Source organism: Acidicapsa ligni, from assembly GCF_025685655.1.
Taxonomy (GTDB): domain Bacteria; phylum Acidobacteriota; class Terriglobia; order Terriglobales; family Acidobacteriaceae; genus Acidicapsa; species Acidicapsa ligni.
In genome coordinates this window covers 282158-290243 of record NZ_JAGSYG010000006.1, presented here as the reverse complement: position 1 = coordinate 290243, position 8086 = coordinate 282158, and the positions used below count along the sequence as shown (strand labels likewise).

General features: G+C 58.0%; 12 protein-coding genes. 2 read left to right on the top strand and 10 right to left on the bottom strand.

Annotation, left to right across the window (positions count from 1 at the left end; translation table 11 throughout):
• Both OHL19_RS19635 and OHL19_RS19630 read left to right on the top strand, forming a co-directional pair.
• On the top strand, positions 1-398 hold a 398-nt coding region (locus tag OHL19_RS19635; RefSeq protein WP_263359527.1), incomplete at its 5' end, for a hypothetical protein.
• Positions 399-430: 32 nt separating this feature from the next.
• Positions 431-628: a hypothetical protein gene (locus OHL19_RS19630; RefSeq protein ID WP_263359526.1), complete on the top strand. Its 198-nt coding sequence runs from the start codon at positions 431-433 to the stop codon at positions 626-628.
• A gap of 106 nt (positions 629-734) precedes the next feature.
• On the opposite strand, the gene OHL19_RS19625 is transcribed toward OHL19_RS19630, so the two are convergent.
• The 10 genes from OHL19_RS19625 to OHL19_RS19580 all read right to left on the bottom strand — a co-directional run bounded on the left by OHL19_RS19625 (position 735) and on the right by OHL19_RS19580 (position 7907).
• Positions 735-953 (bottom strand): hypothetical protein, encoded by a 219-nt coding sequence (locus OHL19_RS19625; RefSeq protein WP_263359525.1) that lies wholly within the window; start codon positions 951-953, stop codon positions 735-737.
• 3 nt (positions 954-956) lie between these two features.
• Complete coding sequence (locus tag OHL19_RS19620; protein WP_263359524.1) at positions 957-1169, bottom strand: PRTRC system protein C; 213 nt, start codon at positions 1167-1169, stop codon at positions 957-959.
• Entirely contained in the window at positions 1166-1654 is a 489-nt protein-coding gene (locus OHL19_RS19615) for a hypothetical protein (RefSeq protein WP_263359523.1), read from the bottom strand. The genes OHL19_RS19620 and OHL19_RS19615 overlap by 4 nt, the downstream gene beginning before the upstream one ends.
• 97 nt (positions 1655-1751) lie before the next feature.
• Positions 1752-2300, bottom strand: coding sequence for a hypothetical protein (locus OHL19_RS19610; protein WP_263359522.1), 549 nt, complete (start codon positions 2298-2300; stop codon positions 1752-1754).
• 52 nt (positions 2301-2352) lie between these two features.
• Positions 2353-2970, bottom strand: a complete 618-nt coding sequence (locus OHL19_RS19605; RefSeq protein WP_263359521.1) for a hypothetical protein — start codon at positions 2968-2970, stop codon at positions 2353-2355.
• 62 nt (positions 2971-3032) lie between these two features.
• On the bottom strand, positions 3033-3464 hold the full coding sequence (locus OHL19_RS19600) for a type II toxin-antitoxin system VapC family toxin (protein ID WP_263359520.1): 432 nt from the start codon (positions 3462-3464) through the stop codon (positions 3033-3035).
• Positions 3465-3467: 3 nt separating this feature from the next.
• Entirely contained in the window at positions 3468-3698 is a 231-nt protein-coding gene (locus tag OHL19_RS19595) for a hypothetical protein (RefSeq protein ID WP_263359519.1), read from the bottom strand.
• A gap of 95 nt (positions 3699-3793) precedes the next feature.
• A complete protein-coding gene (locus OHL19_RS19590; protein ID WP_263359518.1) occupies positions 3794-6094 on the bottom strand; it encodes a helicase-related protein in 2301 nt (766 codons plus the stop codon).
• 93 nt (positions 6095-6187) lie between these two features.
• Positions 6188-6868, bottom strand: coding sequence for a hypothetical protein (locus OHL19_RS19585; protein WP_263359517.1), 681 nt, complete (start codon positions 6866-6868; stop codon positions 6188-6190).
• The gene (locus tag OHL19_RS19580) at positions 6834-7907 is read right to left on the bottom strand and encodes a class I SAM-dependent methyltransferase (RefSeq protein WP_263359516.1); all 1074 of its coding nucleotides are present in this window, start codon (positions 7905-7907) and stop codon (positions 6834-6836) included. The genes OHL19_RS19585 and OHL19_RS19580 overlap by 35 nt, the downstream gene beginning before the upstream one ends.
• Between the last annotated feature and the right edge of the window lie 179 nt (positions 7908-8086).

The window sequence follows — 8086 nt, the reverse complement described above, 5'->3', positions numbered from 1 at the left end:
CCCTCTTCGATGAAACTGGATCTTGGCCGAACGTGAGTCCTGGAGAGTTGTTGGAGACTGCGCAGGCGCTTGATCCACGAACCGTATCGGCCGTTGCCGTGCTTGCGCAGGAGACGACGGGCGAGGAGATTCCAACGGTCATAATCTTCTTTCTGCAAGCTCAACCGGATACAGTCGGACAGCGCCTTCTCGACTTCGGGAAACTCGTACTGCCCCTTGTTATCCTCTTCGTCCTGCTCGGCGTATTCCTGCAATCGCTCTTCGTACTGCAACGCATCGTCATGGTTGTAGACACACATGATGCGATAGAGCGCGTAGGTGAGCGTCCCGTAGAATGCGGCCTCGAGTCCCGGCGCTTCTATCTCGAGCGCTTCAATGGCCGGCTGACTTTGAGATAACCCGAACCGCCGCAAACGACTGTGACGGCAAGTTGTCCGTCGCCCATGACCTCATCGGAGCCTTCGCGGTCGGCAACATCGCTGACTTCGAGGTGATACTCGACATTCCGGTTAAGAAGGTTCCAGCGGTCCTCACCGCTCACGCGCATGATGGCGTGTTTGGCAAAGACGAGAACGCTCTCACCGCACTCCTTCCAGCTCTCACACGTCCCGAGAACTTCGCGCACTAGGGCCGCGCACAGGTCCTAGATCAGGTCTACCCGAACTCATGGCTGTACTCGGTAGGAAGACCGGCAAGGGAGGGTAGCGCCTGGGCAAACGATGGTGCCAGAAGTGCTATGCCAGCGGGAGCAGCAGGTCCGAAGGTGCCGGAAGGGATTGGCTCCGGCTCATGCTGTACTGGTCCACGGCTTCGGACACGGCGCGGGCGAGTGCGACGGATTGTTTGCATTGGAGGTGCCTCGCAAGTGCCTGGCTTGTCTCCGGCGGCGGCGCTGCAGCCTTGGCAGCAAACAGCACGATCAAATCCTCCGGGGTCATCTTGGGCGGGGCCATCGGTCAGCCCTTCGTACCGATGGCCCGGCTGAAGGTGTAACGCAGCGCCGAGCCGGTGTCTTCCGGGCCGGTCACCGATGCGGTTGCGATCTCGGGGTAGGCAGGGGTAAGGAGGTCGCGGACCTGGTCCACCGTCAACTCGGGGCCAGGGTCAGGAATCCGCACTCCGTTGTACTGGAACTCTCGCAAAAGCACTTCGGTCTTGAGGCTGCTCATGACTGTTCTCCTTCTTGGACAGCTGGCTGAACATCTTTGGGGTGAGGTTTGGAGTGAAGCATCCGCTGCCAGTGCTGATCGGCAATGGAGCGATCCATACTGCGGCGCAACAACTGCTGCGTCTCTGCCTCGTCGAGAACGAAGGCAAAGAAGTCGTGCCGGTCGCGCATGGCCCGTGCGGCACGATGATTGCCATCGATCACGGGCATCCCGCAACCGCCGGGTAGGGTTGCCATAATGCCGGGGCCGAGAGAAAGGGGAAGATGATCGACATGCTCCCAATCGATGACCGCATGCTCGAGCCACCGTTCCAGAGGCGGGCGGTTGACGAGATGAGGAACGTGGCTACTGCAAAGGTCCCGAGCGATGCGAATGTTGAACCGGAGCGAAAGAATCTCGTAGAACTCGTCTCCCGGAATGTCTTCAGCTCCGATTACGGGACAGCGTGGACAGTTGTTGTAGTGGCGGAAGTGAATTGTACGCATGGGGTCACCTGTGGGTACCAAAACGCCACGCACGAAAGCCCGGCAGGGTGCCGGGTTTATCACGTGTGGCGTGTCGTTGGGAACGAAGGGGCTGCCTCTAGAACTCCGGCATCCGCGAACGAAGGTTCTCAAGGAAGACTGAGGAGATTACGGTGAGGTCAGGCGAGCATCCGGTGTTGTCCGCGGAGTCGACGAGATCGCGGACCGCCTGCTTCAGGTGATCATCGGCAAAGTTGTTGGGAGCCCAGCTTGGACCGGCGTTGAAGATCAGGTCGTCGACGGCTTCCACTTCGTTTTCCTTTACGAAGATGGTGCCGCTGTCGTCGCGGTCTTCACCTTCCCAGGTGACTTCGCCATTCAGAACATAACCGCGAGGAGCGAGATAGTGCTCGATGACCAGTCTGAGCCAAACCCTAAATCCGTGACGACTCTCATCCTCCTCGGGATAAATGAACTCCCGGTCTTCCGAGATTTCGAGCAGGCCGGCGTGGTACGGCAAGTCCGGTTCCGGGCTGGCGGCGACCGCCGCGAAGAATTCCTTGGTCGCATCTGTCCGCTCAAGATGTGTCGCAGCGCGCAATACGGCAGCATCGCTCTCGGTCAAAGCTGGGGTGACCGCAATCTCCCCGTTGTAGTAAACGTCCATAAGAACCTCCGGATGACTTGTTGGAAGAATGGGACAGCGCGGGTCTGCCGCTCTAAAAGAGGCTGCCCTGCACAAGACTCGTTGGCTCGGGATGGATCGGCGATGGACTCGGTGCCGGATTCTCTGGACCGGGTGACTCCGCAGCGCGAGGATCTGCCGCTGGACGGTACTTCGCTTCCAGCCGTTTCAAGATCGCCATCTCAGCGGCGCGCAACGATTCGGCTGCTCTCAGTTCGTAACGGCCGAGATAATTTCGCTTGCGGACTTCGCGCTGAAGAGCACGCTCCACGTCACAGAACGTGAACTCAGCCTCGCCCCAACACGGCCACTCCAGCGTCTGTTCCAGGAAACGCACGCGGTCCGCATCGCAGGTGAACCAGGTGGAGTAGAAGGTCGCTCTATTGTAATGGGCGATATGCCCAAATGTGTTGCAGAGTTGGTTGTAGAACTTCTTGGTGAACAGCGTCTCGTTCCACTCCGACTCGATGAAGTGCAGGAGTGCGTTACCGAACATCGCCTTGTCGGCACTCGTTGAGAACTTTGTCGGAACGAACTCCGACGGAAGAAATGGTCCTTTGCTCATGGACATCTCCACGCAAAGAAAAAGGCCAGCCGCGTGGGCTGACCCTTTCTTTGCCTGTTGATCGAAGCCGAATACAAACGGCCTCATTGGAACTGTTCTCCTGATTGGTACGCTATCACCCCAACAGCTCAAGGAGAGCGTCACAGATGTTAACTCGCTTCGAAACTCCTGACTTGCCATTGCAGAGGACAGAAACCTGCCAGACGCTCGAAGTCCCGCTGATTCGTTGTAAGAACGGTTATGCCGACGCGGCTTGCGCTGGCGGCAATCAGCGCATCGTTTGTAAGGCGGCTTCGGCCGATTTGTTCATAGCCGAACTTCTGCCCCACCTTGGCAAGAATCTTGCCTGCGCTCGTCCAGTCGGTGAGATTCGGCGTAAGGACGCGGCGGGCTCGTTCAAAGTCCCGTTCCAGCCGTTCCAGAATGCGATGGTCTCCGGGATTCGCGCCCGCGTAGAGTTCCTCCAGAACGACAGAACTGAGCCAGAGGGGGCTTTCCCGGGACCACCGCTGAAGCAGCAGGGCTGCGCTGCCTTCACGTAAAGCGGTGATGTAGATGGATGAATCAAATAAGAGAGGCATCGCTTAGGACCCGGTTGCTCCGAAGACATCGCGGACTTGGATGCCGCTCTTGACGAAGCGCTGATTCGCTTCGACGGCGATCTTGTTGCGCTCATATTCATCGATCGCCATATCCAATGCTCGCTCCACGGTCTCCGTCTCGGTAGAAGCCTGAAGCACCTTTTGCGCACGCTTCAGCTTCTTTGAATCGAGACGGAAGTGCTTGTGGATGACATTTCCCTTTGCCGTAGCCATACTTGCCCCTCCATTTCCATTTTAGCATCGATGTTCATAGATCGTCGTTTTATGAACATCGCTCGTGCTCTTCGGACTTGGGTTCGCTAGAACGATCAGCCAAAGAGTTTGAGCTGCGCGTCGTCCTGGGTTGCCGTCGGCCAGAGAGAAGCCTTCTTGCGCTTCTTCACGGCGACTGGAGGTTCGACGAGATGGATGCCTGTCCAGACGGGCGCTGGCTCAGAAGCCATGACCGCTGGCAGATCCAATGTGGGAGTTGGGTCTTCCTCGATTTCCACGACAGTAGGACGCGGTTGCACCTTTTGGCGCTCGTGATCCAACTCTCGCCAGATGGCATCGGCTGATTCGCCGACACCCGCCTTCTCGACCAGCTCGCGCGCCATCGCGCTCATCAGGTCTTCGTCGGTATCGAGCGATTGCAGTCCCTCGCCGGAGAACTTGCCCTCCATCATCAGCGCGACCAGCATCTTCTTGCCCATTAGGCGAAGGCAGGTCTCCTGCATCGTGCCCGCGTATGTGACGAACTTCACCTTGACGGGATGCCGCTGCCCGATGCGCCAGGAGCGTCGGCTTGCTTGTCGCAGTGTATGCAGCGAGTAGCCGGTCTCATAGAAATAGAGCGTCGGAAAGGCCAATAGATCGAGCCCTGTCTCCACCAGTTTGGGGTGACAGATGACGACCTCGATACCGGCTTTCAGCTGCCGGTCGTACCAGTCCTCGCGCTTGTCGGTGGGAACCGAAGAGCGCAAAACAGCCACGCGAATGCCTGCCTGCCGCAGAACCGTCTCCAGACGCAGCGTGACGTCCTTCTCTCCTGTGAACGTCGCGTAGATCTGGCAACGGCGTCCTTGGCGCAACTCCTCTTTGACGTCGGCGATTACCTCGCGTTCTTTGGCATAGAGAACATCCTGTGCCAAGTTTTCAGGGGTCGTGACCAGAAACTTCTCGTACTCCTTCGTCGTCGGATCGAAGGCCCGCGCCCAGATCTCCTTAAAGTCGTAGGGGTGATCGGGATACAGGAGAAGAGTGTTGAGCAGGATGCTCATCAGGCTCTTGTTGCCGCGATGGGCCTGCATCGCGTTCCGAATGTCCTCTTCCAGTTGTTCGTAGGCCGCCTGCAGCCCGGCATCCATGTCGACGGAGATCACGCTTTCGTCGTAGCGCGGGAGGTTGTCCGAGATGTCTTCGAGCGATAGGAACGCCGTCGTGTTCATCAGAAACTTGCCGAACAGCAAGGGCGAGGCTCCGGGCTTGCGAAGCACATGGATCGTCTTTTTGGTCGCCCGCGAACAGGCGTTATCGGCCTCCTTGACCTTCTCGACGGTTTCGAGGACTCCGTACTGCTCCTGGAAGTCGCGTCGCCCTTGCCCGCCATAAGCGAAGCCTTCCGCGACCATCGTACGGGGTTCCATACGAAAGAAGATGTTGAAGAGGTCGTCGGCATAGCCGCCCATCAAGGTCCCGGTGAGAGCAATCAACCGCTGCGCTGCGCGTCCGAGGACGCCAAGGCCGTTCCCCTGCGCGGTATCGCCGGCAAGTTGATGGAGTTCGTCCGCAATCGCGAAATCGAACCACCCACGCATGTACCGGCCGATGTATTCGATCGGGGCCATACGCTGGATACGGTTCCGGTCGGCCTGCCACAGCGCGGAGAATCGCGTCGTACCCAGCTTGGGCGACGTGAGGGTCTCGGATACTTTGACCTTGTCGTCGAAGTCGAGGTGCGTCAGCTTCTGCCGCTCGGAATCGAGAATCGCGAGGCCCGAGTCTGGATTGACGATCGAACCAAGATTGGGACCCGACTTCGCTTTGAGATAAGCGTGGTCCCAGAAGTAGCCCAACTTGCCTTTGTCTTTGCCGGTAATAAAGAAGACCGGTCCGGAGAAGCGCTTACGCCACTCGCTTCGGCCCATGTGCCGCATCTCTGCGAGTGTCAGGTGCTTGCCCTCATACACGGTCTTGCCCTTACTGAGCTTCACTTCGCAGATTCCATGCTGCTTCTTGGGATCTCCACCGTTGCGCATGTCCTCGATCAAGAAGGCACGGGCGCGTGGGATCGTCAGCAACACCTCGCGAGCCCATTTGTGAGTGATGTGCGATGGGCACATGACGAGCGTCGTGCTTGGCCTCCCCGCTGCCAGGACATGGATGGTCCCCAAGGCCATGAATGTCTTCCCAGCTCCGCATTCGGCAACGATGCGAGCCGCCTTTGCCTGACGTAGGTACTTCGCAGTGCCCGTAATCGCCAGGCCTTGTGCTGGTAATGCCTTGCGCAGTAATGTAGCAACCGCCGGTTCGACGGGGTCTTTGGTGCTCTGAAGAGGTGGATAGGTTTCAAGGATGTGCGCGCCTAACTCTGCGGCATGAGCGCGCAGGTAGTCGAAGGTGGTCTCCATAGAGATACCTCGTGGAATCTGGATTTGGTAGGTTGGTATGGACTACGAAGGCGAAATGGGGGCTCTCATAAGAGCGCCCGAAGTGCTGGCAATCTAATCAGCCGAATGCTCGGTCGATTCTGGTATGTTGTTTGTCGGAATTGACCGCAATAGCTGTCCCAACGAGTATCGTGGCCAAGCAATCGGCCCGTTCTTCTCCCGGAAGGTCAGCGTTTGGGAACGCAACCCATCGCCAATCCACTCAAGAATCTCCTCAGTCGTCGCCGAGATGAGAACGGGACTGCAGCCGATACCGTCGAGTTCCTTGACGCGGTCTTCGTCTTCAATGACTCCGAGAACGTGATCCGCCCAGGTCGGTTCTCCGGGCAAGCCGAGAAAGCTCACAAGGGTTGCCCAGGCTTCCTCCCTCTGATAGCGCAGCAGGATTGTCCGGCCAACGCCTCCATTGGCGTGAAGCTCTTGCGAGGCTGCCACCAAGTGGCGAACAGGATGTTTCCGATCCGCGAGATTGATCGACCCCTTGTAGCACGAGAGGTTTTCTCCGAGAGAAACCTCTTTGCTGCGGCCGTCAGGAAGGGTCAACGTGAATGTAGCCTTCTCGTGTACGGCCGCAGTGATCGCTCCAATGTCCGAATCGTTGCCGAAGACGCTCAGCAAATGCGCTTTGCGGTCTTCTCCAACATAGCGATCCACTCGAACCCGAATGCGCGTCGAGATCTTCTCCGTGGCCCGCTGATATTCAAGCAGCCCGAGCCTCAGATGTGCGTTCTGCATCGGCCTCTCCTTCCGGTTTCGCCGGCGTCTCTGTCAGCTTCAGAGTTCTGCCATCCGCATAGACCAGCCTTAGTTCGTTGGTCCACCGCTCCCGGTGGTGAACGATCTGCGTCTCGCCATCCTCCTCAACGAAGGTTGTTACATGCTTGACCGATCGCCAGCGTGCGATGTGCCGTTCGTCGCCATTGCCGAAAACCCCATTTAGGAGGCCCGCAGTGCATAACAAACCGACATGGCCTCCATGCAGCGGAGTGATTGGCCGCCCCGTCGCCACATCCTCGCGCGGCATGAGGAAAGGAATCGTCTGCCTCCAGGCGCCGGATTGGGGCAAGAGATCCTCAAGCACATCGTATGGAAGCCCGCGATAACTCAACGACGTCTCACCGGAGGGAGGAACGGCATATGGGGCACAAGAGTTTGGAGTCAGTTCCGGTAGCGCATGGAAGCTGCCATAGGGGCTGATGCTTTGCAATATCCGCTTATTGTCTTCGAGCACCGTGCCGCGAACGTTTCGGCGCACGCCAAGGACCGCGATCTGCCGGAACCGGACCGATTCTTCGTCGGTCATGCGCAGAACGGCCAATCTTCCAAAGTGCGAGCTGAGGAGACCTACGCACTCATGCAGGCGTTCGAATGGGATGATCAGGACGAGGATTCCCTCCGGCACAAGCCATCGATAGGTGTGATCGAGGAATAAGCGTTCCATGCGGTTGTTTGCGACCGAACCAATCTCCGAGTCGTATGGCGGGTTCAGGTAAAGCAACGAGAAGGATTCGGATTTCGCAACCGCATCAAAGACGTTGCCCTGGGTCGTCTCGATCCCCCTTGAAGTCGCAAGCCGCGCACGCTCGGCATCGAGCTCCACACCATAACACCGGACGTCTGCATTGCCGGTGACAAGGTGCAGAGCAGTCCCTTGACCAACGCAAGGATCGATGACCGAAGCCCGTTCGGAAAATGACAGAAGAGCGCGGAGCTTGGTCCCTTCGCTCTCAGGCAATGGGTAGTACCCCATTTTCAGGCGCGCGATATTGCGCATCGGTTCACCTCATTGTTGTTTTTATTTGTGGTTTAAGGCATATCTTTGCTGGAAATAAAGCGTGACCTTGCGATGCGAGCTACGGTATTTCCGCGTTGACGAAAGCGGGATGAGGCTCGCTGAGTGACTCGGCGATGATGCGCTCGCTGAAAACCACATGCCTCGACCCTGGTTTCACT